The sequence below is a fragment of the Bradyrhizobium sp. 63_E2_N1_3 genome, assembly GCF_052076005.1.
Classification (GTDB): domain Bacteria; phylum Pseudomonadota; class Alphaproteobacteria; order Rhizobiales; family Xanthobacteraceae; genus Bradyrhizobium; species Bradyrhizobium barranii.
Map to the genome: position 1 here is coordinate 4,487,450 of NZ_CP197235.1, position 25,524 is coordinate 4,512,973.

Here is a 25,524-nt window from a genome sequence, read left to right on the forward strand (position 1 = left end):
CGAAAAACTCACGCGGCTGCGGCGATGCGCAGGTGATCGGCGATCCAGCGATCGAGATCGGCGAGCGCCAGCGCGCTCATCGCCTGCTTCTTGGCCACCGTTTTCTCGTTGCCGCGCAGGCGGGTGCCGTCGGGCTTCTTCGTCGGGGCACTCGCAAGCGGCGGGAACAGGCCGAAATTGATGTTCATCGGCTGGAACGAGCGCGTACCGGGCTCGATGGTTTCGATATGGCCACCGGTGATGTGACCGAGCAGCGATCCCAGTGCCGTCGTAGCAGGCGGGCTCGCCAGTGTTTCGCCGCGCGCATCCGCTGCCGCATAGAGACCGGCGATCAGGCCGACGCTGGCGGATTCCACATAGCCCTCGCAGCCGGTCATCTGACCGGCAAAGCGCAGCCGCGGCTGCGCGCGCAGGCGCAGCTGGCCGTCGAGCAGCTTTGGCGAATTGAGGAAGGTGTTGCGATGCAGGCCGCCGAGGCGGGCGAATTCGGCCTTCTCCAGCCCCGGAATGCTGCGGAAGATGCGTTGCTGCTCGCCGTATTTCAGCTTCGTCTGGAATCCGACGATGTTGTAGAGCGTGCCGAGCTTGTTGTCCTGGCGCAGCTGCACGATCGCGTAGGCCTTCGTGGTGGGATCGTGCGGATTAGTGAGGCCGACCGGCTTCATCGGGCCGTGGCGCAACGTCTCGGGGCCGCGCTCTGCCATCACCTCGATCGGCAGGCAGCCGTCGAAATAAGGCGTGTTGGTCTCCCATTCCTTGAACTCGGTCTTCTCGCCCGCGATCAGCGCGGCCACGAAGCCGTCATACTGCTCCTTGGTCATGGGGCAGTTGATGTAGTCGGCGCCGGTCCCGCCGGGGCCGACCTTGTCATAGCGCGACTGGAACCAGGCCACTGACATGTCGATGGACTCGCGATGCACGATCGGCGCGATCGCGTCGAAGAAGGCGAGCGCGTTCTCGTCGGTGAGCTCGCGAATGGCGTCGGCGAGTGGCGCGGAGGTGAGGGGGCCGGTCGCAACGATGACGTTGCTCCAGTCGGCCGGCGGCAGGCCTGAAACCTCGCCGCGGGCGATCTCGATCAGGGGGTGGTCGTTGAGCGCCTTGGTGACGGCCGCCGAGAAGCCGTCGCGGTCGACCGCGAGCGCGCCGCCGGCGGGCACCTGGTTGGCGTCCGCCGCGCGCATGATCAGCGAGCCGAGCCGGCGCATTTCGGCGTGCAGCAGGCCGACAGCGTTGTTGGCGGCGTCGTCCGAGCGGAACGAATTGGAGCAGACGAGCTCGGCGAGCCCATCGGTGCGGTGCGCTTCGGTCATGCGGTCCGGCCGCATCTCGTGCAGCACCACGGGCACGCCGGATTTGGCGACCTGCCAGGCGGCTTCGGAACCGGCAAGGCCGGCGCCGATCACGTGCACAATGTTGGATTGGGGTCCTGTCATGGGGCGGACAGGTAGCGCTTTTCGGCGGTCAGTGGAATCGCCGAGATGGAGTTTTCTGCCATCAGAAACGACAACGCCCGCACGAGGCGGGCGCTATCGGTTCGTCCGGTGAAGGGCTGAACGAAATCAGCCCTGATACTGACCGGCGGCAACGCGCGGGATGTCCGAGCGATCGAGGCCGATGTCGGCCAGTTCGCGATCGCTGAGCTGGGACAGCTCGGCAACATTGCGCTGATAGTCCCGGAAAGCCTGGATCATGCGGATGAGCGAGAGCAGCATTGGTAGTCTCCTGTAGTTCGATTCAGCCCTTGCCCGGGCCTCATCGTTGAAATGAATATAGGTGAGAGTGGTGCAGTGCGAAAGTTCCGATGTTGCGATGCAGCTAAGCGCGAGGTGCATAGCGGTGGTAACGGACGATTAACCCGGGAGCACTCTCGCCCAAAGGGTAGGCGAAATAGGGAATGCTTTGCCATAAATCACCGTGAATTCACGGGTTTACTGCAACCACTCTCGTTACCGGTGAAATGGAAATAGGTAGGGTTCCAACTGTTCTCAAGGCGATCAGTCAGCGTCTGCGCCCAAGTCTCGCATGCGAGAATCGCATGATAGTGGAACTATAGAGATGAATATATATTCATTTATATGAAAGATACCATACGACCGGGTCCACACGATCCGACTCGCTCTGGGCTGGCGGATCACCAGACAAGCGGGCAAGGAGCCTGCCGAAACTCATCCTGACTCGTTTCAGACCGCGACCGCCTCCGTGGTGCGGTGCACACACGCCGAACGTGTGGCGTTCATTACAAGGGTGTAATGAAAATCAGAAATTTCGCATGGTGCCTCTGCGCCGCGCGCAACATCACGCAATTCTCGCGAGGAATTTATTGCGGCAAGTTGCCGCGCCCGGAGGAAAGTCATGTCGCAGATTCTGGCAATGTCGCTGGTTCTGTCCCAAGAACAAGAGAAGGAAAGTAACATCATGACGAAGTTACTCGGGGTTATCGCAATTGCCGCCGTCGCGTTCGCCGTCGCGCCGGCCCAGGCTGCCAAGCACGCCATGGGCGGCTGCAGCTCGGCCAATCTGGAGAAGACGGAGACCGCGATCGAGAACATGGCTGACGGCGACAGCAAGTTCGTGGCGCAGAAGGAGATCGCGGCTGCGCAGGACGCGCTGCTCAACGGCAAAATGGGTGTGTGCGGCGCGCACCTGAACAAGGCGATGAACGCCACCATGGGGAAGTAAGCGCACCAAGAGAGGGCCGATCGCCGGGCGATCGGCCCTACGCGTCCTGTCGGGCGCTATTTAAGGGGCGCGTGCGAGCTGGGTCGCGAAATAGGCGACGGTCTTGGAGTAGACTTCGCTCTTATTCCATTGCTGCAATACAGCAAAATTCGGACTGCCCGGCTGCCAGTCCTTGCCGCGCTGCCAGCCGTAGCCCGCGAGATAATTGGCGGTGGAGGCGAGCACGTCGGGCGCGTTGTGCAAGAGGTCGCGCTTGCCATTGCCGTCGAAATCGACGGCGTATTTCATCCAGGACGACGGCATGAACTGGGTCTGACCGAGCTCGCCGGCCCATGCGCCCTTCATGTCGGCGGGGGCGAGGTCGCCGCGCTGGACGATGCGCAGCGCATCCAGCAGCTCGGCACGAAACTGGTCGGAGCGACGGCAATCATAGGCCAGCGTTGCCAGCGAGCGGATGGTGGCGAACTTGCCGGTGTTGACGCCGAAATCGGTCTCGAGACCCCAGATCGCGACCAGCACCTCGCCGGGCACGCCATAAGTCTGTTCGATGCGGGACAGCACTGAGCCGTACTGCTTCATCATGTTGGAGCCGCGCTGCATGCGCGGCGGCACCATGCGGCCGGAGAACTCCTCGAAGGTCTGGGTGAAGACTTTTTGCGAGCGGTCCCGGTTGAGCACGCTCTGATCGAGCGTCACGCCGGCAAGCCCGGCGGCAACGGCCTGCTGCGAGACGCCCTTGGCCGCGGCGTCGGCTTTGAAGTCCGCGAGCCAGGCGTCGAAATTGCCCGAGCCGCAGGCAACAGCGGCGAGGGCTGGCTGGGCGGTTAGGATTGACGCGGAGAGGGCGAGGGCTGCGAGAGCGAGACGAGAAATCGTCGGGGTCATCAGATGAAATGGATTCCGTGAAGTGATCTGACCGGCGGGCGCAATTTCGATTGTAACCGCGGCCAAAGCAAGGCGTATGACAAGCACGTAATCCTGCCCGAGCCGAGCCCGGGCAGGATAGCATGTCACGATATCGTCAGGCGTCCGTCCGATTGCGCCAGGGGAAGAGGTTGGCGGGGAAGTCGGCGGCCGGCTTGCGCGGGCGATGCGGTGGGGGCGGCACCGGACGTGCACCGGGCTCCGAGACGATCACCTTGCGGTAGAGGTGCCAGGTGGCGTGGCCGAGCAGGGGGATCACCACGGCAAGGCCAAGGAACGCCGGAATCGTACCGAGCGCCAGCAGCACCGCCACGATCAGGCCCCAGGCCGCCATCGGCACCGGGTTCTTGGCGACGACGCGTAGCGACGTCACCATCGCCTCGAACGCGCCGGCATGGCGGTCGAGCATCAAGGGGAACGACACGGCGCTGATGCAGAGCGCGGCAAGCGCAAACAGGAAGCCGGTGCCGCAGCCGACCAGGATCAGCCACCAGCCTTGCTGGGTCGTCAGCACGCGCGTCATGAAATCAGAGATCCCGGTCGCGCCCTCATAGCCGAACGCCGCGACATAGATCGCCTGAGCGGTCGCAACCCAGGTCACGAACAGAGCGAGCAGCAGCGTGCCGAGACCGAGCATGGCGCCGAACGAAGGCGAGCGCAGCACCTCCATGGCATTCCAGGCGCTGGCCTCCTCATAACGTTCGCGCCGGCTGGAGAGCTCATAGAGACCGAGCGCGGCGAACGGGCCGATCAGCGCGAAGCCTGCGGCCAGTGGGAACAACAGCGGCAGCACCGAATAGCCCATCACCGCGCGGGCGAGCACGAGGCCCAGCACCGGATAGATCACGCAGAGGATGATGGCGTGGCTCGGCACCGCCTTGAAATCTTCCCAGCCCCGCCTGAGCGCGTCGTGCAGATCGGACAGTTGGATGGTTCGGATCACCGGTCCAGCCGCATCCGCGGGCTGGGCCACAGTGGGGACATTGCCCGGGTAGAGTGTGGCCATGGTCGCTAGCTCCCTTGCCATGCAGCCGAATTCGGCGCCGGCAACGGCGCAAGCGGCCGCTTTTCTGAGTTTCGCGATTCCGGCCAGACGCGAATTCCGGACGTCATCGCGAACTGAAAGTGGAGCGTACGCCCATTTCCGAGTCCTGTCCCACACGCTTGGTTGAGATTCGATGCCGCACCGCAACCTCAACGATGTCATTCGGTCGTCATTTCGCCGCAGATAAGCTGATGCTGGTTGTCGGTTCGCAGAACTTCGCGGGCGTAACGCCGTAACTTCGTTTATAAGTGCCACTCAAGGCCCTTCCAACGGATCCTATTCGGGGAGAAGACATGAGCATTTTCGGGAAAATCATGGGCGCGATCTTCGGCAGCCATCCGGCTTCCGCCGCGCCCGCAGGTGGCGCACCCTCGGGTAGCGCACCCGCCAGCGCCGCGCCGGGCGGATCGGCGCCTGCTGCCGCGCCGATGGCAACCGTGGACGTTGCGGCCATCGTCGACAAGCTGGTCGCTGCCCAGAAGGAGAAGCTGGAATGGCGCACCTCGATCGTCGACCTCATGAAGGCGCTCGACATCGACTCCAGCCTTGCCGCGCGTAAGGACCTCGCCAAGGAGCTCGGCTACAGCGGTGACATGAACGACTCGGCGAGCATGAACGTCTGGCTGCACAAGCAGGTGATGTCCAAGCTGGCCGCCAATGGCGGCAAGCTGCCGCCGGAGATCAAGCACTGACCGATTGCTCGGTCGTAAGCCAGGGGGGCCCGCGATCTCGCGGGCCCCTTTTGCATTCAGGCGACGAGGTCTGCTTCCTCCGGATGCCTGTCGAGATAGTCGACGACGAAGCCACAGCCGGCGATCACCTTCTTGCCGTCGCGGCGGATCAAGTCCAGCGCACCCTTGATCAGCTCGGACGCAATGCCGCGGCCGCGCAGCGCGCGCGGCGTCTCGGTATGGGTGATGATCACGGCCGACGGCGTCAGCCGGTAATTGGCGAAGGCGATTTCGTTGCCCGCATCGAGCTCGAAGCGACTCCTGTCCTTGTTGTCCCGTACCGCCATGCCAGATCCCTTCGAAGCGCTGCGTGTTCTCTGATCTAGGCGCCTGAACCGGCCCTTGCCAAGGTGCGACCAAGGGAGGTTGCCGCAGGGGAGATATCCGGAAAATGCGTGTCCCGCTCAGCCTCTTGGCGCTGCTTGCGGCGCTCGTCTCGACCGCGCCGGTGTCGGCTGCGGCCGAAGGCGCCCCGGCCTGGGAGGCCTGCGTCGGGCTGACCAGCACGCCGGACGCGCGGATCAAAGCCTGCTCGACCGTGATCGATACCAGGAGCGAGGGCGGGCAGAGGCTGGCCGGCGCCTATTGCAATCGCGGCCATGGGCTCACCGAGAAACGCGAGCTCGACGCCGCGTTGTCCGATCTCGACGAGGCGGTCCGGCTCGATCCCGGCTATGCCTGCGCCTACAACAATCGCGGCCGCGTCTACAGCTTCAAGCGCGACTATGATCGTGCCATCGCCGAATACGACCAGGCCATCAAGCTCGATCCGTCGCTGGCGCTGGCCTATAGCAACCGCGGCGAGGCCCGTTTCAACAAGGGCGACCTCGACGGCGCCATTGCCGATTTCGACGCGGCGATCGAGCGCGATCCCAACTGTGTCACCGCCTACGCCAACCGCGGCTTCGTCTATGCTCGCAAGCACGACGCGGCGCACGCGCTCGCCGACTACAGCATGCGGATCAAGCTGGCACCGGATCTGATTGCCTATATCGACCGCGGCAACGTCTACCGCGACAGCGAGCAGCTCGATCGGGCCGCCGCCGACTACGGCGAGGCGATCCGCGTCGCGCCGACCGACGCACGCGGCTGGCGCAATCGCGGCATGATCCGGCTCTATCGGGGCGACAACAAGGGCGGCCTCGCCGACTACGACAAGGCGCTGCAATACGATCCCTCCGACGTGTTCTCCTGGAACAACCGCGGCCAGGCCAGGCTGCGCCTCGGCGACAGGCAGGGCGCGATTGCCGATTTCCGGAAGGCGCTGGAATTGCGTCCAGGCTTGCCGTCCGCCCATGATGCACTGCAGAAGCTTGGGGCTCTGTAGCGAGCGTTCGATCAACGCGTGAGCCATAATTCGCTAACGCCGCCTCGCTGGCAAAAAACATCAGTCCGTCTTGCAATCGTGCACCCGGTTCCCCACGTCTCGTTACAGGACATACGCCCGAATGCGGCCGGCACGGTCGCTAGACATTCGGAGTGTCATGATCGCCAGCCGCTGACGTATGCCTCTTTTGGAGGAGGATACGATGTCGGACTTTAGTTTCATCAAGACTCATCGAACATGGGAAGATTGGTGCGGGATGCTGCTCGGCGCGCTGATTGTCGCATCGCCGTGGTTCCCCATCCAGGATCACTCGCCGATCGTCGAACGCCAGACGATGATCCTGAACACGGTCGCAATCGGCCTCGTCGTATTTGGCCTGAGCCAGCTCGAATATGTCGCGTTGCAGCGCTGGCAGGAGGTGGCGACGATCCTGGTCGGGCTCTGGCTCATCGTCTCGCCCTATGTGTTCGGCTATTCCGGCGAAGGTTTTCTCCGGATCTACCATACGAGTCTGGGAGCGGTGGCGGTGATCCTCGGCGTGCTCCAGCTGTGGCAGGACTGGGATCTGAGTGACCAGGATATGCTGAAGCATGGGCAATAGGCGGTAGATTTGAGCAGGCCCGCCGCGCGCTCGGCGGGCCTGCGCTCGCTTAGCTCTTCACCAAATCCGCATACTCCGGATGTTTCTCGATCCACGCCTTCACGAACGGACATTGCGGGATCAGTTTCAAGCCGGCCGCGCGGACTTGGTCGAGCGCGCCTTGCACCAGCTTCGAGCCGACGCCCTTGCCACCGAGCTCCTTCGGCACGTCGGTATGCTCGAAGGTGATGACGTTGCCGTCGAGCTTGTAGTGTTCAGTCGCGAGATGGCCCTCCACCTCCAGCTCGAAGCGATGACCGGCCTTGTTATCGATGACGTCGCTCATGGTGTCTCCCGTCAGGTCTTCAACGAGTCCGCCAGCATCTTGCGGATCGACCAGGCCTCGCCGTCGGACGAGCCCTTGATGTCGTCGATCCGCCAGCTGTTGGCCTCGCGCACGAAGTCATAACGCACGATCTGGTCGGCGGGTTTGCGGTCGTTGCGGTGGCCGGTGATGGTCACCGCGATCGTCGCCTTGTCGGCCTCCATCTTCTCTGCGTCAACCTTGAAGGATTTCACGTCCGGTTCCTGCGAGTTGGTGACAGGATCGAAATCGACCGGACCAACGTCGCCCTTCGGCGTATGCGCATCCGCCCTGGCCCACAGCGCGACCAGCGCCCTCGAGAGATATTTTGTTTTGGCCGCCTTGTTCTCGATGACGAAGGCGCCGCCGCTATCGCCTTTGCCCTTGGCTACGCGCGTGTAGATGGCGGTCAGGATCGCGACGGGGTCGCTGGAGGCAGGCATCACGGCGAATGCCGGGGAGGCGGTGGCAAGCAGAGAGGCGGCGACGAAGGTCCGACGGGTGAGCATGAAATGTCCCTGAGATAATGACGTGCGACCGCAGGGCCGGAGCGGCCGGCGTCAGCGCGTATCTCTGTAGACCGATGGCGCGGCCGCTCGGTTCAATCGGTCGCTTTGGCGAGCCTGGAATCTTCAGATTGCGGCTGCGGGCGGAGGCAACCCTGGCAGATGACGAGGGAGCGGGTGACCTTGGCGTCCTGCTCGGCCTCGATGCCGTCCTGGGCCTGCCACCATTCCTTCGAATAGGGCTGAAGTCCGGCTTGCGACCTGTTGCGCTCGGAGCCGGCGTCGGCGCGCGTGGCACGCGGAGCCCCGGAACGTGGCTGGTTGGGATCCTCGCCGGCGCCATCCCAGGCATAGCGCGCAGGCTTGAAGGCGGGGTCGGCGGAGAGGTGCGCCTGAGGCGCCACGGCACATCCGGCGAGCGCCAGCGACAACAGGAGGAAGGCGGGCGCTTTGACCATGATGCGGCACTCTGTACGCGAGAACTGGCTGAGGTTGCGCCGATCATGTTTAAAATTCCCTGAACGGTCGCGGCCGCGCCGGCGACAAACGCGAATGCGATATCTGATCCTCCTGCTCACACTGCTCACCACCGCTGCGCGCGCCGATGATGCAAAACCGTTCAATCCGGCCGATTATCCGCCCGGCGTGCAGCAGGCGCTGCGCTACGCCAATGAGGAATGCGACAGCCAGGATGGTAGCTTGGTGACCTTCGCGCCGGACACCGTGCGCAAGATCGACCTGACCGGCGACGGCCGTGAGGACTACATCGTCGATTTCCGCGACACCAAATGCGGGGAGCGCGAGACCACCTATTGCGGAACCGGCGGCTGCGTCATGAACGTCCTGGTGACTTTGCCCGACGGCAGCGTGCGCCCCGTGTTCGACGGCTATGTCCGCGGCTACAAGATTTTGCCGCCGGCGATGAAGCGTGGCGCGGCGCGCACCATTCGCTTCGATCTGCACGGCAGCTATTGCGGCGGTTTCGGTGCGCAGGCCTGCCGGAAGGAGAAGGCCATCACGGCGACGCCGTTTGCGTTCAAGCAGCCGTAGGGCAGATGCGCGACCGACGGCCTTGCTACACCGCATTCGATGGCGATAAATGGGCTGCAAGGAGCGGGCGGCTCGTGCGCCGTCCGCCGTCGAAGAGGAAGCCCGATGCAGCCCCTGCGCATGTCCCGCCGCGTCATGAATCTCGCTCACATGCTGACCCAGAATGCGCGGCGGCATGGGTCGCGTCCTGGTTTCGTCTGGGGTGACAAATCCTGGACCTGGCGCGAGATCGATGCGCAGGTCTCGGCGCTGGCCGCCGCACTCGCCGCGCGCGGCATCGCCAAGGGCGACCGCATCCTCGTCCATTCCAAGAACGGCGACGAGATGTTCTTCTCGATGTTCGCCGCGTTCCGGCTCGGTGCGGTCTGGGTGCCCACCAATTTCCGCCTGATACCGGATGAGGTCACCTATCTCGCGCAGGCCTCCGGCGCGAAGGCGTTCCTGTGCCACGTCGATTTTCCCGAGCACGCTGCAGCCGTGAAGGGCGGTGCGCTGGAGTTCACCTGGAGCGTCGACGGCAAGGGCTCGTTCGGCGAGCGCTCGGTGGCGGAAGCCATCGCCTCGCAGGCCGGTGCAAGCGTTGCGAACGTCGCCGTCGAGCACGACGATCCCTGCTGGTTCTTCTTCACCTCCGGCACCACCGGCCGCTCCAAGGCCGCGGTGCTGACCCACGGCCAGATGGGTTTTGTCGTCACCAACCATCTCGCCGATCTCACCCCCGGCGTTACGGAAGCGGATGCGTCGCTGGTGGTGGCGCCGCTGTCGCATGGCGCCGGCGTGCATCAGCTGGTGCAGACCGCGCGCGGCGTGTGCACCGTGCTGCTGCCGACGGAGAAATTCGACATCGACGAGGCGTTCCGCCTGATCGAGGCGCATCGGGTCAGCAATCTCTTCACGGTGCCGACGATCCTGAAGATGATGGCGGAGCATCCGGCCGCCGACAAATACGATCATTCCTCGCTGCGTCACGTGATCTATGCCGGCGCGCCGATGTACCGCGAGGACCAGAAGGCCGCGCTGAAGAAGCTCGGCAAGGTCATCGTGCAGTATTTTGGCCTCGGCGAGGTCACCGGCAACATCACCGTGCTACCGGCGGCGCTGCATGATCCCGAGGACGGACCCTATGCGAAGATCGGCACCTGCGGCTTCGAGCGCACGGCCATGCAGGTCTCGATCCAGGACGACGAGGGCCGCGAGCTGGCCGCCAACCAGAGCGGCGAGATCTGCGTGATCGGGCCTGCCGTGCTCGCCGGCTACTACGACAACCCCGAGGCCAATGCGAAGGCGTTCCGCGACGGCTGGTTCCGCACCGGCGACCTCGGTCACATGGACGAGGAGGGGTTCGTCTACATCACGGGACGGGCCTCCGACATGTACATCTCCGGTGGCTCCAATATCTATCCGCGCGAGATCGAGGAGAAGATCTTGACGCATCCCGCGGTCGGCGAGGTTGCCGTGCTCGGCGTGCCCGATGCGACCTGGGGCGAGGTCGGCGTCGCCGTCTGCGTCGCGCGCGAAGGCGAGAAGCCGGTGAGCGAAGCCGAGATGGCGGCGTTCCTCCTGCCGAAGGTGCCGCGCTACAAGATGCCGAAGCGGTTCTTCTTCTGGGAGGCCTTGCCGAAGTCCGGCTATGGCAAGATCCCGAAGCGCATGGTGCGCGATGAGCTCGAGGCGCGCGGGCTGCTCGATCTCGACAACAAGCAGGCGGGCTGAGCATACGCGATGCGAAGTATCAAGCAGCCGGGCGCGCCTGTCGCCGAACGCATCCAATGGGTCGAGGCGAGGGGGCGCGCATTCTCGTTTAGGGTCGAAGCGGGTCTGCCGCTGCTCGAAGCCGCGCGGCGTGGTTTTGCGGCAGAGGGGTTTGCCAGTGGCGTGCTGAATTTTGGCAGCGCTGCACTCGGACCATTCGCATACGTGATGCCGGCGCTGTCGAAGACAGGTGAGAACGCGGCGTTCTACAGTGACACTTTTCGCCCCAGCGGCGTGACGCGGACGAAACTCGGCTGCATGACGCTCGGAATGCGCGATGGCGCCCCGTTCTTTCATTGCCACGGGCTCTGGACGGAGGCGGACGGCAAGGCAAGCGGCGGCCACATGCTGCCGGACGAGACTGTTGTCGCCGAGCCGTTCGAGGTTGAAGCGTTCGGCATCGACGGTGCGATGTTCACCGCGGAGCCCGATACCGAGACCAATTTCAAGCTGTTCGGGCCGGTGTCCGCTGCGAGCACCGGCGCGCGTACGACAAGCCGCGCCTTCGCGCTGCGGCTGCGGCCCAACCAGGATTTTGCCGGCTGCCTCGAAGCGTTCTGCCGCACGCATGGCATCGCGCGTGCGAAGATCCACGGCGGCGTCGGTTCGACCATCGGTGCACGCTTCACCCATGGCGGGGTGACCGAGTCGTTCGCGACCGAGCTCGCCGTGACAGCGGGGACGATCGTAGAGGGCAGTTCGGGCGCACCGGAGGCGGCGCTCGACATTGCCTTGATCGACTACACTGGCGGCATCGCGGAGGGCCGTCTGATCCGTGGGCACAATCCCGTGCTGATGACCATGGAGCTGGCGCTCGAGGTGTTGGGCTAGTATCGGCGAGCGATCATCAGTGAGCACGTAGCTTGGCGATGGCCAAGAACGTGGATTCACTTATCCCTGATATGCCCGAGCTCGATCCTTGAAAGAGGTTGAGCAAGGGAGATTGACCCTGGCCGATGCTCTCGCCGTTTCTGACGTCATACATGGCGGAGAACCGGCTCAACAGTTTTTCAACCTTCGCCGGATCGGAAAGGTCCTTGATCTTCATGAATTTGTCCACGACCTTGGCTTGCTGATCGATCTGCATCGAGGCCATCGAGTCAGGCAAATCGAAGGTGGTCCTGAACACCTCCGAAAGAGCCTTGTCGGCAAGGATGTCGTATGCGGACGTGATTTCTCCCGCCTTTCGCTGGAAATAGAGCGCAAGGCGTACGCCGGGATTCGTATCCCCCTGCTGCTGCTCCAGGCTTTGCTGGAGATAGTTCGCCTGTGTTTCCCGGAATTGATCTCTCTTCTGAGGACCCATCATCGGGAGGCGCGCGACGTTACCCTTGCTGTCGAAGTTGAACGATGCCACGATTTCGGCAAAGCGAGGATCGCTCTGCGTGTTCGCGAAGCTCTTTGGGTTGTTCAGGTCGGAGCTGAAGATCTTCTTGAGAAATTCGGTGCTGACCTTCTTAGGGTCCAAACCCTTGGCCAAGAGAATGAAATCGACCATCGGCCTGTTTGCGAGAAGCTCGGAAACGCTGTCGATGCCTGCGATTGCCTCTTGATAAGCCGTCGCATCTTTCGTGGCTAGTGCCCGAATTGCCTTCTCCTGCTGAGGGCTTGCCTGTTTCAGCGCGGCAATGACGTATTCCCTCGCGATCTGGAGGACCTGAGCCGAGTCTTGAGCCACCAAGGGGGTCGTCAGATTGCCTTTTGCGTCGAAGTTGAAGGCGCGTGCGAGCTCTACGTACCGATTGTCCTTGAGGGTATAGACGTAGCTCTTGGGGTCGTTGACGTCGCTTTCGAGGACTGCCTTGATCGTCGCCTTCGAGACCATTCCGGGATCGAGGCCGACGGCGCCCAGCGCAAAATCATACACGCCAGGTGTCGATACGAACGCCTGGACTGAATTGATCTTGCTGAGGTCCGTTCTGAATTGCTTGATCGCCAAAGCTTCGTATATCGGGCTTGCCGCCGAATAGACGGCGGCCTTGCTGTCGTCGAACCGCTTTTTCGTGATCGCGACATTTGCGGCAGTCTGGGCGGACACGCCTGACGGAAGCGACCCGTCGGGCGAGAACTCGAACGCGCCGGCCAGGTCTACAAACCCGCCAATCGTCGCTATCTGGTCACTGAGGCTGGAAATGCTTTTCGTATATGACTCCAGGTGACTTTTTTCGACCAGGATCTGGATGTTCAACTGGGTCACGTCGGCGCCCGGTTGCGATAGTTGGGCCTTGTAACCGGTTATCTTTAGATCAGCGGCGCTGGCGTCCGATTTGGCTTGAGCAAGCTGGGCGTTGAGGCCGGTCAACTGAGAAGTGAAGGTGGTGTTGACGTAGCTATTTGGATCGGACGGATCGCTGCGCAAGACCTGACTTATCGTGTCACCCGGCCACTTGCTTTGATCGATCCCGTATGCCGAGTAGACATAGTTGCGAAGACGGTCGTTGTTCAGGAGTTGGTCTGCACTGCTGATCTTGCCGATTTCAGCGCTGTAGTAATTCGAGTCTGCGGCAAGCGCATCGACCTGGCTCTTCTTGGTCGTCGTGTACAGACCGATCATCTCGTCGGTCTGGTCTCCCGATTGCGCAACTGGCGTGGCACTGCCATTGAAGGAGAATGCCGCGGCAAACTCCCGGTAGCGCTTGTCTACCAACTTGTTGACGAAGCTCTTTGGGTCGGAGAGGTCGCTCTCCAGCACCTTCTTCATGAAAGCCTTGGCGTAGGCCATGTCTTCCAGGCCATATGCCTTCATCGCATAATGATACAGGCGATAATCTTTCATAAGATCATCGACGGTCCGCACCTTGCCGATGTTGGCTTTGTAATAGGCGGATTCTCGCGCGACATCGGGTTGCTGTTCAACCCGCGTCAGGGACTGCTTGAGATGGTGCGCAATGTAGTTGTAGCTGAAATACGTTGATACCATCGCGCATTCCTCGCGGCTCTACGGTCCTGGACTTCCGTCAATCATTGCCGGGTCGCGGGGTGGGGGCTGGCCTCATGCCAGCAAGCTGTCTCGCAGCAACGTTTTCTTAAGGCGATTCTTTGCTGCAATCTTAGGTTTTAATTTGCGTCCAAGTGACGCATGCCGGGTTTTGTTGCTGTATGTTTCTCAGGTGCTGCTTTCGCGAGGATTGTGTTCCTAGTATGTTCCAGTCGAAATATCGACCGGAGTGGGTTGGAAGCAGAGCATGAGCCGACGAAGCAATCGCACCATCAACCTGCCGGCGCCGTATCTGAAGCGGGTCTGGCTCGATCCGTCGCGAGTTCACGATCGCGAGGCATATCCGTTTTGCCTGCCCATCTTCCCGGATGATTTCGAGCTCAACTTCGACGCCGCCATCACGATCATCGTCGGAGAGAATGGCACCGGGAAGTCGACGATCCTCGAGGGTATCGCAGCGCTTGCCGGCTACGACGATGCGGGTGGAGGCAAGGGCTACATGCCCGTCGACCATTCCGAAGCGCGGGAGAAGATGGGCGGCCAGCTTTCCAGGGCCTTGCGCGCAAGCTGGCTGCCGAAGATCACCAACGGCTGTTTTTTTCGCGCCGAGAGTTTTTTCTCGGTCGCGCGATATCTCGACAAGGCCGCACGTGATGCCGGCCAGGCCGGCCCCGACTTCCTGTCGCATTCTCATGGCGAAGGTTTTCTGCGCTTCTTCGAAGAGCGCTGCCAGCGCCAGGGCATCTTCATCTTCGACGAACCGGAATCGGCGCTGTCGCCGGCGCGTCAGATCGAATTCCTGAAGCTCTTGCGACGCATGGACGAGTCCCGCATCTGCCAGGTCATCATGGCAACCCATGCGCCTCTGCTGATGGCCTATCCAAACGCGAGACTGTTGCGGTTGGGCAAATACGGCCTGGAGCCGACGACGGTGGAGCAAACCGATCATTACCGGGTGATGCGCGAATTCTGTGACGATCCGCGCGGGTTCGTGGAGGCGACACTGGCGGAGTAGGCGAGGGCGCGCTCCCACGGCACTCGCTCTTCTCGTGTCCCGGACGCGCTGCAGCGCGTAGCGGTGCGGCGCAGAGCCGGGACCCACGCAGTCACACGCTCGCTGCAGCATGGGCCCCGGCTCTGCAGCGCATCGCCGCACTGGACGATGCTGCGCATCGCCAGGGAAGCGCTGCGCTGCGTCCGGGGCACGAGAGCAGATTCTAGCTTTGCATTCGAATTCAAATCGCACGCACGGTTTCGCATCCTCGCGGCAAGATCTGCCCGAGCTTTGCTGTAGTCACCACCCTCGAAAGTGCCGAGGGCGCAGGGAAGGCCGGGTGCCGGCTGGCACCCGCGGTCCACTGTGCGGAAATTGCGCTACGAAGTTTGCACAGCGGCATACAGGTGAAGCCAAACATCCGGCCTTCCCTGCGCAGTGGTTTTACGGCTTATGCCGAGCTCTCCCCGGGGAGCGATGCACTATTGCCCCCGTCGCCTTGCGGATGACTGATGCGCGCGGCCCGGTCGGGCCGCCACATCACCGCGAGACTTGGCGCACAGGCTCCGGGCGCCAGGACGGCACGGTTTTACCGTACACAGGCTGCACCGGTCGTGTGCGCGCGGCGTTCGCTCACGGTTGCCCGCCCTGCAAACCACCTTCGCGCCGACGCCGCCTGCGTCCACCACGTCCCATCCCGCGTGTCGTGACGATCGCGATAACGCCCCTCGGCCCGGGGTGGGATGGCTTTCTATATGATAATCCGAAATGCGGATAAAGAGAATTATTTCTGCGTGGTGCGGTTGACCCGCCCATTGGGTGTTTTGCCCGACGGGCGGCGCAAGGGGTTCTGGGACGCGCGAGCGCGCGCCGCAACGCCGCCATGAACAGGTCTCCCCACGGCCGCAAAATGCGCTACCATGATCGCAGCGCGCCTCAAGTCGCGCACGATCCACGAGACGCATGAGGAAACGAGATGAGGGTGACGATTGGACGGCGCATGGTCATGGGCGCGGTGCTGACTGCCGCGGGCGCGGTGGCTTTGACGGCGGCGTTTGGCCCGGCTTGGGCACATGGGCCGACCCGGCAGAAGGTGCGCGAATCCATCGAGATCAACGCGCCGCCGGCCAAGGTGTGGGCCGCGATCGGCAATTTCCAGGACATGAGCTGGCTGCCGCCTGTCACCAAGACCGAGGGCGAGAAGGGCAATGAGATCGAAGCGACGCGGCGGCTGACCCTGACGGGAGGCGCCACCGTCGATGAGGAACTCTACAAGTTCGACGCTGCCGCGATGACCTATTCCTACCGGATCACCAAGGTGGACGTGAAGGTGCTGCCGGTCACCAATTATTCCTCGACGCTGACGGTGACGCCGAGCGCCGACGGCAAGGGCGCGACGCTGGAATGGGCGGGCGCGTTCTACCGCGGCTTCCCCAACAACGATCCGCCGCCCGAGCTGAGCGACGAGGCCGCTGTGAAGGCGGTGAAGGGGCTCTATCAGGCCGGGCTCGAAGCGCTGAAGAAGAAGATCGAGAGCGGAAGCTGACCGTGCGGGCGCGGGTCCTGGCGGCGCTCGCCGCCAGCCTTTGCGCTGCCAGTATTGGCAGCGCGTCCGCCGAAGAGGCGTTCGTCACCAACCAGCTCAGTGACGATCTGATGGTCGTGGACCTCGCAACGTCGCGCAGCGTTGCGACCATTCCGATCGGCGGCAAGCCGGCCGGCGTGGCCGTCAGCGCGGACGGGCGCTTTGCCTATGTCACGAGCCCCGACGCCAAGGCGGTGACCGTGGTCGACGCGGCAACGCGGCAGGTCTCGGGGCGGATCGAGGTCGGCGGCGGGCCGCTCGGCATTGCCGTGACGCCCGATGGCAAGACGCTCTACGTCGCCGACTGGTATGCCGCCGCGGTGCGGGTGATCGATACGGCCACGCGCAGCGTCACCGCCAGCATTGCGGTCGGCGCCTCACCGTCGGGGCTCGCGGTGACGCCTGACGGCAGGCTGCTGCTCTCGGCGGACCGTGACGACGACAGCGTCTCGGTGGTGGATACCGCAACGCGTGAGCGCAAAGCGACCATCAAGGTCGGCACCCGTCCGTTCGGCGTCACCATCGATGCCGAGGGAAAACGCGCCTACACCGCCAATGTCGGCTCCAACGACGTCTCGGTGATCGACATCGCCGCGAGCCAAGAGATCGGCCGCGTGCCGGTCGGGATGCGTCCCTACGCCGTGGCGCTGACGCAAGGGCGCGGCTTCGTCACCGACCAGTATGGCGGCACCGTCAGCGTGTTCGACCTGGCGACGCTGAAGCCGGTCAAGCGGATCAATGTCGGCGACTATCCCGAAGGCATCAATGCGACCGCCGACGGCAAGCGCGTCATCGTCGCCTGCTGGGAGAGCAACACATTGAGCATCATCGATGCCACCGAGCTGAAGGTGATCGGCGAGGTCAAGACCGGCGACGGCCCGCGCGCGTTCGGGGCGTTTCTCAGGCGGACGGAGTAGGGGGCGTAGGGTGGGTTAGCCGAAGGCGTAACCCACCACTTTAGTCGCTGCGGAAAAAGAAGCGGTGGGTTACGCTACGCTAACCCACCCTACGATCTCGATCCGGCAAACGCCTTCAACTTCAGAAAAAAGTCCTTCAGGATCGGGTTGCGATCCACATAGGTCACGTAGCGGATCGGATGCCGCCGGCGGTCGACGCTCCACGTGATCTGATCCGTGAGGACCGGGGCCGGGATGATCACGCTCGGCGCCCAATCGGGATTGAGAAGCCAGCCGACCGGCGCCATGTCCCAGATCTCCTTGGCCCAGCCCAGATGGTCGGACGAATAGTCCTTGAAGCGCATGGCGAGGAACGCGCCGATGCTGCCATGCGGTTCGATGTAGCGCTCGATCTCCGGCACCGTGCTGTGAAGGTGCGAGGTGACGCCCTTGCATGGCACGAGCACGAGCGGCACGCCGCTGTCGAACAGCACCTGCGCGCCGCCGACGTCCTGCTTGAGATTGAACTCGATCGTGTGCGGCCATTCCAGCGCGTGACCGCCAAGCCAGACCACCACCACGCGGTCGATGATGTCGGGGGCCTTGAGCAGCGCCGAGGCGATATTGCTGATGGCGCCGATGGCAATGATGTAGAGCGGATTGTCAGGGGAGCCTGCGCGCGCCCGGGCCACGAGGTCGTTGACGGCGGGGGCCGCCTGCGCCGTCTTGCCGGGGCCGACATAGTCGGTGACGCCGCGATGGACGAGGCCGTCCGGCGCGACGTCGAGGCGCTCCAGCAGGCGAAGGATTTCCTGGTAGCTCAGCTCCATGCCGTGGCCGGGATTGTCGGCGCGTGTGTTGAAGAACGGCGCGGCGTAGATCGCCTCGACGTCGAACCGGTCCTTCGACAGCAGCATCTGCACCAGCGCGAACTGATCGTCGATCTCGTTGTAGGTGTCGGTGTCGAGCACCACGCGCACCTTGCCGACCGGCGGCTCCAGGAGTTTGAGGCGGGCTGCGTCCGAGAGTGTCATCACCGTCTCCTTGGGCCGGGCGTGCCGATTGCGGATCAGGCCTTGAGCGAAATCCGGCAGACTACGTCTGCGATCTCATCCATCTGCGCGAACATGTGATCGGGCGCAAGCGCCCGCAGCGCCGCCGGCGCGGCGTAGCCCCAACTCACCGCGCCGCAGGCAATCCCCACCGCGCGCGCCGCCTCGATATCACGGACCTCGTCGCCGATCGCGATCACGCGGCCTGGCTCCACGCCTGCGCGCCGGATCACGCGGCGGAATTTCGCGGGCTTGCCGAACAGCGATGCCGCGCAGTCGAAATGCGCGAACAGGGCGGCGGACTCGCCAAGCTTCTCGCGTGCATTGGCTTCGCTATCCGACGTCACCAGCGCGAGTTGCACGCCGTTATTGGCCAGCGTCTGCAGCATCGTCTCGACGCCCGCAAACAGCGGAATCTCCGCCGCCGCCTCCGCCTTCAGCCGCCGCGCATGCCGCGCGATCGCCGGCAGCTTCCACAGCGGTACCTCGAGCCGGGTGAGGATCTCGCGCGACGATGCATGCCGCAGCGCTTCGATTTCGTCATCCGCGACGCGACGAAAATCGAAGCGATCGGCGACATCGTTGATGGTACGCAGGAACCAGGGAAAGCTGTCGGCCAGCGTGCCGTCGAGATCAAAGATGGCGAGGGAGTAGGGCATGGAGGAGGGTTTCGAGTTCGCTGACAAACGAGACGTGGCGGCTATTATTTAGAAGAATTCGAGGACACCCATGCGACACGAGCGCATTGAAATCAACCCTGCGATCATGGCCGGCAAGCCCGTCAGCCGTGGGACGCATGTGCGTCACCGCAACCTGCGCACGTGAACATTGATGTCGAGATCGATGTTGCTGACGCAGGTCTGAGTAGTCCGGTGAGAGCCGCCCTCGTGCCAGGGGCCATCGCGCGTGCGGGCGTTGGTGATATTGGCGAGCTTCAGGCATCGCCATTGCGGCAGCGGTCCGCTGCTCTCGCCGCCAAATTGCCAGGCGAGGACGGCTTCCTCACCCATCTTGTTGGTGCCGATGATGTGGGGGCAGAGCTCGCGATAACGCCCCTCGTAGATGCAGGTTGCCTGCTGCTCGGCGAGGATTGCCTTGCGGAAGAGCATGTAGGTGCGGCTGGGCATCGCGGACACTTGCAGCCTTTCCCCGATGATCCCGCGGACGAGGCGGAATGAACTCTACTCCGCCGCCTCGCTCGTGCTCCTCCGCTTCGGCTTCCGCGCCTTCTTCAACACCGGCTCCAAGAACTTGCCCGTGTAGCTCCGCGGCGCTTTCGCGATATCCTCCGGCGGGCCCCAGGCGACGATTTCGCCGCCGCCGTCGCCGCCTTCGGGGCCGAGGTCGATGACCCAGTCGGCGGTCTTGATGACTTCGAGATTGTGCTCGATGACGACGACCGTGTTGCCCTGCGCGACCAGCTCGTGCAGCACCTCCAGCAGCTTCTTGACGTCGTGGAAGTGCAGGCCGGTGGTCGGCTCGTCCAGGATGTAGAGCGTGCGCCCGGTGGCGCGCTTGGACAGCTCCTTCGCCAGCTTGACGCGCTGGGCTTCGCCGCCCGACAGGGTTGTGGCCTGCTGACCGACATGGATGTAGTCGAGGCCGACGCGGTGCAGGGTCTGGAACGTCTCGCGCACGCGCGGGACCGCCTTGAAGAAGTCGGCCGCTTCCTCGACGGTCATGTCGAGCACGTCGGCGATGCTCTTGCCCTTGAACAGGACCTCCAGCGTCTCGCGGTTGTAGCGCTTGCCCTTGCAGACGTCGCAGGTGACGTAGACGTCGGGCAGGAAGTGCATCTCGATCTTGATGACGCCGTCGCCCTGGCAGGCCTCGCAGCGGCCGCCCTTGACGTTGAAGGAGAAGCGGCCGGGCTCATAGCCGCGCGCCTTCGCTTCGGGCAGGCCGGCGAACCATTCGCGGATCGGCGTGAAGGCGCCGGTATAGGTCGCGGGATTCGAGCGCGGGGTGCGGCCGATCGGCGACTGGTCGATGTCGATGATCTTGTCGATGTGCTCGAGACCCTCGATGCGATCGTGGGGGGCGGCGCCTTCGCTGGCGTTGTTCAGCTTGCGGGCGATGGCCTTGTAGAGCGTGTCGATCAGCAGCGTCGACTTGCCGCCGCCGGAGACGCCGGTGACGGCCGTGAACAGGCCGAGCGGAATCTCGGCCGTGACGTTCTTGAGGTTGTTGCCGCGCGCGTTGACCACCTTGATGGTGCGGCGATGGTTCGGCGGGCGCCGCTCCGGCACCTCGACCTCGAGCTCGCCGGTGAGATATTTGCCGGTCAGCGATTTCGGGTTGCGCATGATCTCGGCGGGCGTGCCTTCGGCGACGATGTTGCCGCCATGCATGCCGGCGCCGGGCCCGATGTCGAGGACGTAATCGGCGAGCAGGATCGCGTCCTCGTCATGCTCGACGACGATCACGGTGTTGCCGAGGTCGCGCAGGCGCTTCAGCGTGTCGAGCAGGCGGGCGTTGTCGCGCTGGTGCAGGCCGATCGAGGGCTCGTCCAGCACGTAGAGCACGCCCGTCAGTCCCGAGCCGATCTGCGAGGCGAGGCGGATGCGCTGGCTCTCGCCGCCGGACAGCGTGCCGGAGGAGCGGGACAGAGTGAGGTAGTTGAGGCCGACGTCGAGCAGGAAGGTGAGGCGCTCGCGAATCTCCTTGAGGATGCGGCCGGCGATCTCGTTCTGCTGCGTGTTCAGCGCCTCGGGCACGGTCTCGAACCATTCGCCGGCCTTCCTGACCGACAGTTCCGAGATCTCGCCGATATGCTTGCCGCCGATCTTGACGCAGAGCGCCTCGGGCTTCAGCCGGAAACCCTTGCAGCCCTCGCAGGGGACGTCGTGGAAATACTTTGCGAGCTCCTCGCGCGCCCACTCGCTCTCGGTCTCGCGATAGCGGCGGTTGATGTTGGTGATGACGCCCTCGAACGGCTTCTTGGTGTCGTAGGAGCGGACGCCGTCCTCGTAGGAGAACTTGATCTCGTCCTCGCCCGAGCCAAGGAGGATCGCGTTCTGCGTCTTCTTCGGCAGATCCTTCCATTTGGTGGTCAGCGTGAACTTGTAGTGCTTGCCGAGCGCGGTCAGCGTCTGAATATAGTAAGGCGACGACGACTTGGCCCAGGGCGCGATCGCGCCCTTGCCGATGGCGAGCTCCTTGTCGGGGATGACGAGGTCTTCGTCGACATGCTGCTCGACGCCGAGGCCGCCGCAGGCCGGGCAGGCGCCGTAGGGATTGTTGAACGAGAACAGGCGCGGCTCGATCTCCGGAATCGTGAAGCCGGAGACGGGGCAAGCGAATTTTTCCGAGAACAGGATGCGCTCGGGCCCGCTCTTGTCGTGAATTTTGGCGGTCTTCTTCTTCTCCTCGGCGGGCGCAGCCGCTGCAGCCGCATCGGCGAACTCGACGACGGCGAGGCCCTCCGCGAGCTTCAGCGCGGTCTCAAAGCTTTCGGCGAGGCGCTGGCCGATGTCGGCGCGCACCACGATGCGGTCGACCACGACGTCGATGTCGTGCGGAAATTTCTTGTCGAGCGTGGGCGCTTCCGCCAGCTCATGGAAGGTGCCGTCGATCTTGACGCGCTGAAAGCCCTTCTTGAGCCATTCGGCGAGCTCCTTCCGGTACTCGCCCTTGCGGCCGCGTACGACGGGGGCGAGCAGATAGAGGCGGGTGCCCTCGGGCAGCGCCAGCACGCGGTCGACCATCTGCGAGACGGTCTGGCTCTCGATCGGCAGACCCGTGGCGGGCGAATAGGGCACGCCGACGCGCGCCCAGAGCAGGCGCATGTAGTCGTAGATCTCGGTGACGGTGCCGACGGTCGAGCGCGGGTTCTTCGACGTGGTCTTCTGCTCGATCGAGATCGCCGGCGACAGGCCGTCGATCTGGTCGACGTCAGGCTTCTGCATCATCTCCAGGAACTGGCGCGCATAGGCCGACAGCGATTCGACGTAGCGGCGCTGGCCCTCGGCGTAGATGGTGTCGAAGGCGAGCGAGGATTTGCCGGAGCCTGACAGCCCGGTGAACACCACCAGCTTGTCGCGGGGGATCTCGACGTCGACATTCTTGAGGTTGTGCTCGCGCGCGCCACGGATCGTAATTGCGCGCAGGCTGGATCCCGCGTTCTGCTGTTGGCGCTTCGCCTTGATCACTTCATCCATCCGAGTTGCCCTCAAGGAATCCCAAAGGTGCGCGATCGCGCCAACAAAAAAGGCGCGCGTCGCCCGGAACCGGGATCGGCGCCGATGGGTATGGCAGCGAACGTAGGAAGAACGGGAGCGGATTTCCAGTGGCGTGTGCGAATCGTCAACGGATTGTTGGCGCGCTGGCGGCATCTGGCAGGAGCAGGGCCCCCAGAACATGCGAAGGGCCGGCGCGAGGCCAGCCCTTCGTTCGCGTTTGAATGCGGATTTGGGGCAATCCGCACATGATCAGGACTTGGAGGTTCCTGTGGGAAGCTTTGCCTCAGTATTTGGCGACGACCGGGCCGCCCCAGCGGTAATTGATGCGGATCAGGCCCATGTCGATATCCTGGCCGATCCGGTCGGTGCGCGGGGCGAAGCCGCCGACGAGCGTTGCGAAGTCGGCGCTGTGATGGCCGAGGAAGACATGGTTGTACTCGCCGCCGACCGACCAGTTCTCGGCAAAGCCCCATTCCACGCCGATGCCGATGGTGTAGCCCCAGCGGGTCTGGTTGACGCTGTTGAACACCGCGGCCGGGACGCCGGGGACGAAGGTGTCGTACTTGTCGTGCGCCACCGCGGCGCCGGCCTTGCCATAGAGGAGCAGGTTGTTGACGGCGTAGCCCATCTGGCCAGTGAACAGGCCGAAGCTGTCGATCTTGGTCTGGTTGGTGAACAGCGGCAGCGCCACGCTGACATTGCTGCCCTTGAAGTCGGCCCAGTTGCCCTGGCCCTCGATGCCGAACACCCAACGCGACTTCTGCCAGCGATAACCGAGCTGTCCGCCGACCGTGCCACCGCCCGCATTGTGACAGCCTTCGCCAACGGCCGGATCGACAGCGATGCCGAGCGCGCGGGTCACGCCCCAGCAGGCATGGGCCAAGCCGCCGCCGCCGTTGATGCCGGCATAGATGCCGCTCCAGTCATAGACGGGAACGGCGGCCGCCTGCGCCTTGTAGATCGGGAGATCGGCGGCGGTAGCCGGCGCGACCGCACCGAGTGCGAACAGGCTGACCGCAGCCAGCATCCACGTCTTCATGTCACGTCCCCAACTCGCCAAAGCCATTAGCGGACGCCTTGCGCGCGCCTCACGACTCCAAGACGGTTGGGTGCACCCTCGCGCGAAAACAAAAAGGCCGGCGCAAGGCCGGCCTTTCGTAACGCGATGGCGTCGGAGGCGAAGATCAGTATTTGGCGATGAGGGGGCCGCCGAACCTGTAACTGACGCGGGCCGTTGCAATGTCAACGTCCTGGCGGATCCGATCGGCGCGCGAGAACGTGCCGTTGTTGAACGTAAAGCGGTTGTCGCGCGATCCCATGATGCCGTGCACATAATCGACGCCGACCACGATGTTGGGCGTTACGCCGAAATCGAGGCCAGCACCAACCGCTCCGCCCCAGCGCGTTTCATTCGCCCTGTCGAACACGAAGCCGGTGGCCGTGGTGAAGCCCTCGTATTTGTCGCTCACAACCATCGCACCACCCTTCGCGTAGAACAGCACATTGCTCCAGGCGTAGCCGACCTGGCCGGTCACGAGACCGAAGGCGTTGATCTTCGAGCGGTCTGAGCCGACGCCGCCCGCAGCCAGGCTCGGTCCATTGGAGCCGCTAAGGTGAGCCCAGTCGCCCTGGCCTTCCACGCCGAACACCCATGACGCGCTTTGCCAGCGAAAGCCGGCCTGGCCGCCAGCCACGCCGCCGGTCGCGGTGTGGCAGCCCTCCGATGCGGGGGGAGTGACCGGCGCACCGAGGATGTTGGCGACGATGTCCCAGCACTTATGGCTCCAGCCGCCACCACCGTTGGCGCCGATGTAGAAGCCGCTCCAATCGTAGACCGCGCCGATCATCGGGGCAGGAGCTTTGGTGTAGGGGCTCGCCGCCAGATCGGCCGCCGAAACGGACGTGGTCATCGCGACTATGCCGGCGGCGGCAAGCATAAACTTGTTCAAGACGGACCCCCCAAGGGCAAAGTTGTTGCGATCTTCGATACAACCTTCGAGGTGCGACAGTCTGTCACCGGAGGGTCACAGCGCGCCGAAAAATGGAACTTGTCCGCAAGCGCTCGCGCCGTGCGCGCGAAAACAAAAAGGCCGGCGCAAGGCCGGCCTTTCGTAACGCGATGACGTCGGAGGCGACGCTTAGTACTTCGCCACGACCGGGCCGCCGAACGTATAGTTCACGCGAACAGTGCCCATATCGACGTCCTGCTTGATACGGTCGATGCGGTCGTTGATGCCGAGAATCGTGAACGAGTTGTTGCGCTTGCCCATGAAAAGATGGTCGTATTCGATCGCAACGGACCAGTTCGGCGCGAAGCCGAATTCGAGGCCGGTGCCGACCGCGCCGCCCCAGCGCGTCTCGCTTGCGCTGTCGAGGACCACGCCGAACGCCGAGCCGTTGTACTTGGCATGCGTGACCGCCGCGCCACCCTTCACGTACCAGAGCACGTTGTTCCAGGCATAGCCGACTTGGCCGGTGAACAGGCCAATCGCGTCGATCTTGGTCTCGTTGACCAGCGGAGCAAGCGCCACGCTCGTATTCGAGCCCTTCAGATTGGCCCAGTCGCCCTGGGCTTCAAGGCCGAACACCCAGTTGGCCGACTGCCAGCGATAACCGACCTGGCCACCGACGACGCCGCCTGTCGCATTGTGACAGCCTTCAGCCGTGTCCGGACCCGCAATGCCGAAGATGTTGTTGACATCCCAGCAGTTGCGGCTCGAGGCGCCGCCGCCGTTGATGCCGAGATAGAAGCCGGACCAGTTGTAGATCGAGGCCACAGCAATGGGCGCCTTGGTGTAGGGGCGGGCCGCCAAATCGGCCGCCGAGGCGGGAGCCAACGCGCTGAGTGCGAACAGACTGGCCGAGGCCAGCAAAACCTTCTTCATTTCAATTCCCCAGTTTCGTTTCTCTTTGTCGG

At 63.7% G+C, this 25,524-nt stretch carries 26 protein-coding genes; 10 read left to right on the plus strand and 16 right to left on the minus strand.

Annotation, left to right across the window (positions count from 1 at the left end; all coding sequences use genetic code 11):
• Window positions 1–8 precede the first annotated feature (8 nt).
• Both trmFO and AB7531_RS21310 read right to left on the minus strand, forming a co-directional pair.
• Entirely contained in the window at window positions 9–1,436 is a 1,428-nt protein-coding gene (trmFO, locus tag AB7531_RS21305) for a methylenetetrahydrofolate--tRNA-(uracil(54)-C(5))-methyltransferase (FADH(2)-oxidizing) TrmFO (protein ID WP_063983139.1), read from the minus strand.
• Window positions 1,437–1,562: 126 nt separating this feature from the next.
• The gene (locus AB7531_RS21310; protein ID WP_007590701.1) at window positions 1,563–1,715 is read right to left on the minus strand and encodes a DUF1127 domain-containing protein; all 153 of its coding nucleotides are present in this window, start codon (window positions 1,713–1,715) and stop codon (window positions 1,563–1,565) included.
• Between the two features lie 640 nt (window positions 1,716–2,355).
• Here AB7531_RS21310 and AB7531_RS21315 point away from each other — a divergent pair.
• On the plus strand, window positions 2,356–2,682 hold the full coding sequence (locus tag AB7531_RS21315; RefSeq protein WP_028152352.1) for a hypothetical protein: 327 nt from the start codon (window positions 2,356–2,358) through the stop codon (window positions 2,680–2,682).
• A gap of 60 nt (window positions 2,683–2,742) precedes the next feature.
• Here the strand turns inward: AB7531_RS21315 and AB7531_RS21320 are convergent, their stop codons facing one another.
• Both AB7531_RS21320 and AB7531_RS21325 read right to left on the minus strand, forming a co-directional pair.
• Window positions 2,743–3,567: a lytic murein transglycosylase gene (locus AB7531_RS21320; RefSeq protein ID WP_063983140.1), complete on the minus strand. Its 825-nt coding sequence runs from the start codon at window positions 3,565–3,567 to the stop codon at window positions 2,743–2,745.
• A gap of 136 nt (window positions 3,568–3,703) precedes the next feature.
• Complete coding sequence (locus tag AB7531_RS21325; protein WP_063983141.1) at window positions 3,704–4,612, minus strand: DUF2189 domain-containing protein; 909 nt, start codon at window positions 4,610–4,612, stop codon at window positions 3,704–3,706.
• Window positions 4,613–4,944: 332 nt separating this feature from the next.
• On the opposite strand from AB7531_RS21325, the gene AB7531_RS21330 reads away from it, so the two are divergent.
• On the plus strand, window positions 4,945–5,343 hold the full coding sequence (locus tag AB7531_RS21330) for a DUF3597 domain-containing protein (protein WP_028156132.1): 399 nt from the start codon (window positions 4,945–4,947) through the stop codon (window positions 5,341–5,343).
• Between the two features lie 56 nt (window positions 5,344–5,399).
• On the opposite strand, the gene AB7531_RS21335 is transcribed toward AB7531_RS21330, so the two are convergent.
• Entirely contained in the window at window positions 5,400–5,669 is a 270-nt protein-coding gene (locus AB7531_RS21335; protein WP_028152356.1) for a GNAT family N-acetyltransferase, read from the minus strand.
• Between the two features lie 104 nt (window positions 5,670–5,773).
• Between AB7531_RS21335 and AB7531_RS21340 the strand changes: the two genes are divergently transcribed.
• The gene (locus tag AB7531_RS21340; RefSeq protein ID WP_063983143.1) at window positions 5,774–6,709 is read left to right on the plus strand and encodes a tetratricopeptide repeat protein; all 936 of its coding nucleotides are present in this window, start codon (window positions 5,774–5,776) and stop codon (window positions 6,707–6,709) included.
• A gap of 202 nt (window positions 6,710–6,911) precedes the next feature.
• A complete protein-coding gene (locus AB7531_RS21345; protein ID WP_063986354.1) occupies window positions 6,912–7,310 on the plus strand; it encodes an SPW repeat protein in 399 nt (132 codons plus the stop codon).
• A 49-nt stretch (window positions 7,311–7,359) separates the two neighbouring features.
• On the opposite strand, the gene AB7531_RS21350 is transcribed toward AB7531_RS21345, so the two are convergent.
• From AB7531_RS21350 to AB7531_RS21360, 3 genes are all read right to left on the minus strand, one after another.
• Window positions 7,360–7,635 carry a GNAT family N-acetyltransferase gene (locus AB7531_RS21350; RefSeq protein WP_063983144.1) on the minus strand — a complete coding sequence of 92 codons (276 nt, stop codon included), beginning with the start codon at window positions 7,633–7,635 and terminating at the stop codon, window positions 7,360–7,362.
• 11 nt (window positions 7,636–7,646) lie between these two features.
• Entirely contained in the window at window positions 7,647–8,162 is a 516-nt protein-coding gene (locus AB7531_RS21355) for a DUF3828 domain-containing protein (protein ID WP_063983145.1), read from the minus strand.
• A 92-nt stretch (window positions 8,163–8,254) separates the two neighbouring features.
• The gene (locus tag AB7531_RS21360; protein WP_014495092.1) at window positions 8,255–8,617 is read right to left on the minus strand and encodes a hypothetical protein; all 363 of its coding nucleotides are present in this window, start codon (window positions 8,615–8,617) and stop codon (window positions 8,255–8,257) included.
• 94 nt (window positions 8,618–8,711) lie between these two features.
• On the opposite strand from AB7531_RS21360, the gene AB7531_RS21365 reads away from it, so the two are divergent.
• The 3 genes from AB7531_RS21365 (at window position 8,712) to AB7531_RS21375 (ending at window position 11,792) form a co-directional block, all read left to right on the plus strand.
• Window positions 8,712–9,209, plus strand: a complete 498-nt coding sequence (locus AB7531_RS21365) for a hypothetical protein (RefSeq protein ID WP_063983146.1) — start codon at window positions 8,712–8,714, stop codon at window positions 9,207–9,209.
• A gap of 105 nt (window positions 9,210–9,314) precedes the next feature.
• Window positions 9,315–10,922 carry an acyl-CoA synthetase gene (locus AB7531_RS21370; RefSeq protein WP_063983147.1) on the plus strand — a complete coding sequence of 536 codons (1,608 nt, stop codon included), beginning with the start codon at window positions 9,315–9,317 and terminating at the stop codon, window positions 10,920–10,922.
• Window positions 10,923–10,931: 9 nt separating this feature from the next.
• The gene (locus tag AB7531_RS21375; protein WP_063983148.1) at window positions 10,932–11,792 is read left to right on the plus strand and encodes a PCC domain-containing protein; all 861 of its coding nucleotides are present in this window, start codon (window positions 10,932–10,934) and stop codon (window positions 11,790–11,792) included.
• 16 nt (window positions 11,793–11,808) lie between these two features.
• Here AB7531_RS21375 and AB7531_RS21380 read toward each other — a convergent pair whose 3' ends face one another.
• Window positions 11,809–13,881 carry a DUF1217 domain-containing protein gene (locus AB7531_RS21380; RefSeq protein ID WP_231142064.1) on the minus strand — a complete coding sequence of 691 codons (2,073 nt, stop codon included), beginning with the start codon at window positions 13,879–13,881 and terminating at the stop codon, window positions 11,809–11,811.
• Window positions 13,882–14,146: 265 nt separating this feature from the next.
• On the opposite strand from AB7531_RS21380, the gene AB7531_RS21385 reads away from it, so the two are divergent.
• The 3 genes from AB7531_RS21385 (at window position 14,147) to AB7531_RS21395 (ending at window position 17,395) form a co-directional block, all read left to right on the plus strand.
• The gene (locus AB7531_RS21385) at window positions 14,147–14,914 is read left to right on the plus strand and encodes an AAA family ATPase (protein WP_063986355.1); all 768 of its coding nucleotides are present in this window, start codon (window positions 14,147–14,149) and stop codon (window positions 14,912–14,914) included.
• Window positions 14,915–15,869: 955 nt separating this feature from the next.
• Window positions 15,870–16,439, plus strand: a complete 570-nt coding sequence (locus tag AB7531_RS21390) for an SRPBCC family protein (RefSeq protein ID WP_063983150.1) — start codon at window positions 15,870–15,872, stop codon at window positions 16,437–16,439.
• 2 nt (window positions 16,440–16,441) lie between these two features.
• Window positions 16,442–17,395 carry a YVTN family beta-propeller repeat protein gene (locus AB7531_RS21395; protein WP_063983151.1) on the plus strand — a complete coding sequence of 318 codons (954 nt, stop codon included), beginning with the start codon at window positions 16,442–16,444 and terminating at the stop codon, window positions 17,393–17,395.
• Window positions 17,396–17,484: 89 nt separating this feature from the next.
• Here the strand turns inward: AB7531_RS21395 and AB7531_RS21400 are convergent, their stop codons facing one another.
• From AB7531_RS21400 to AB7531_RS21430, 7 genes are all read right to left on the minus strand, one after another.
• Window positions 17,485–18,408 carry a nucleoside hydrolase gene (locus AB7531_RS21400; RefSeq protein WP_063983152.1) on the minus strand — a complete coding sequence of 308 codons (924 nt, stop codon included), beginning with the start codon at window positions 18,406–18,408 and terminating at the stop codon, window positions 17,485–17,487.
• A gap of 35 nt (window positions 18,409–18,443) precedes the next feature.
• Window positions 18,444–19,085 (minus strand): HAD-IA family hydrolase, encoded by a 642-nt coding sequence (locus AB7531_RS21405; protein WP_063983153.1) that lies wholly within the window; start codon window positions 19,083–19,085, stop codon window positions 18,444–18,446.
• A 144-nt stretch (window positions 19,086–19,229) separates the two neighbouring features.
• Window positions 19,230–19,562 carry a hypothetical protein gene (locus AB7531_RS21410; RefSeq protein WP_187387690.1) on the minus strand — a complete coding sequence of 111 codons (333 nt, stop codon included), beginning with the start codon at window positions 19,560–19,562 and terminating at the stop codon, window positions 19,230–19,232.
• 45 nt (window positions 19,563–19,607) lie between these two features.
• A complete protein-coding gene (gene uvrA, locus AB7531_RS21415; RefSeq protein WP_063983155.1) occupies window positions 19,608–22,586 on the minus strand; it encodes an excinuclease ABC subunit UvrA in 2,979 nt (992 codons plus the stop codon).
• 304 nt (window positions 22,587–22,890) lie between these two features.
• On the minus strand, window positions 22,891–23,646 hold the full coding sequence (locus tag AB7531_RS21420; RefSeq protein ID WP_063983156.1) for an outer membrane protein: 756 nt from the start codon (window positions 23,644–23,646) through the stop codon (window positions 22,891–22,893).
• Window positions 23,647–23,791: 145 nt separating this feature from the next.
• The gene (locus AB7531_RS21425) at window positions 23,792–24,556 is read right to left on the minus strand and encodes an outer membrane protein (RefSeq protein ID WP_063983157.1); all 765 of its coding nucleotides are present in this window, start codon (window positions 24,554–24,556) and stop codon (window positions 23,792–23,794) included.
• A gap of 189 nt (window positions 24,557–24,745) precedes the next feature.
• The gene (locus tag AB7531_RS21430) at window positions 24,746–25,492 is read right to left on the minus strand and encodes an outer membrane protein (RefSeq protein ID WP_063983158.1); all 747 of its coding nucleotides are present in this window, start codon (window positions 25,490–25,492) and stop codon (window positions 24,746–24,748) included.
• Window positions 25,493–25,524: the final 32 nt, after the last annotated feature.